General features: G+C 67.5%; 1 protein-coding gene. It reads right to left on the reverse strand.

Annotated elements, in window-relative coordinates; all coding sequences use genetic code 11:
• Window positions 1-996 (reverse strand): type VI secretion system Vgr family protein (locus ACUXV1_RS23205; RefSeq protein ID WP_446016769.1); only part of this gene is annotated, 996 nt, incomplete at both ends.

Genomic DNA, 996 nt, shown 5'->3' on the forward strand with positions numbered 1-996 from the left:
GCGCTCAGGGTTTGGCGGGTGACGACGAATTCGCGCTGTTCGCTGCTGTCGCCGTCGTGGGCCGGGTGGTCGTCCAGGCGAAACCATTGGCCGGCGGCCAGGCCGCGCACCGAGCCGCCGCCGCTGAATTGCTTGGCCTTGAGGTCATGCGCTTGCTGGCGCAGTTGGGCGTAGTGGCTGAGCTGGTCGGCGTCGCCGGCGTAGTACAGCGATTGCGGGTCGTAGTCGTGCAAGGAAGACTGCAGCGCCTTGCCGTTCTGGCCTTGATCAATGCGGCTGTCGTCGCCGCTGTGCTGGGTGCTAACAGGTTGGTAGTCGAAACTGGCCAGCGCCACCGCGCCGGGGACGATCTGGCGCTGGGCGTTCCACTCGGTCAGGCCGTCCTCGGCCTCGGTGGCGTCGCTGCGGTGGAAACGCACGCGCTCGACGCCGGCCGGCGGCAGGCTGTAGGGGTCGTCGAAGGCGACCAGTTGCACCTGGGGAGTGTCACCGTCGAGGTGATCGAAACGCCAGGCGTAGCCCTCTTCGTGCAGCAGCCGCACGATGAAGTCGTAATCGGATTCGCGGTATTGCAGGCAGTAGCTGCGCGGGGACGCCGCGCCGGTCTTGAACTCCAGCGTCTGCACCCGGGCGAACACCGGGTTGGCTTGCTGATGCTCGGCCAGGATCTGTTTGACGATGTCCGGCACCGACAGGTCCTGGAACACCCGCGAGCTGACGCGATGACGCAGCAGCGCGAACGGCGGTTCGATGGTGAGCTGATAACGGCTGAAACCGCCGTCCGAGCCCAGGCTTTCCACTTTGGACACCACGCCGCAGCGCAAGGACTCGGCGCCGGCGGCGTCGAGGATGCCGATGCGGGCCGGCAGGCCGAGCAGGGTCTTGAGTTCGATGGCCCCGTCCGGGGACAGACAGGTGAGCTGGTAGGCGTAGGGCCGGGACACGCCTTCTTCGCCGGCCAGGCTCAGGGGCAGCAGTTGCTCGGCCGCCACGCTG

The organism is Chromobacterium sp. W521, from assembly GCF_052805975.1.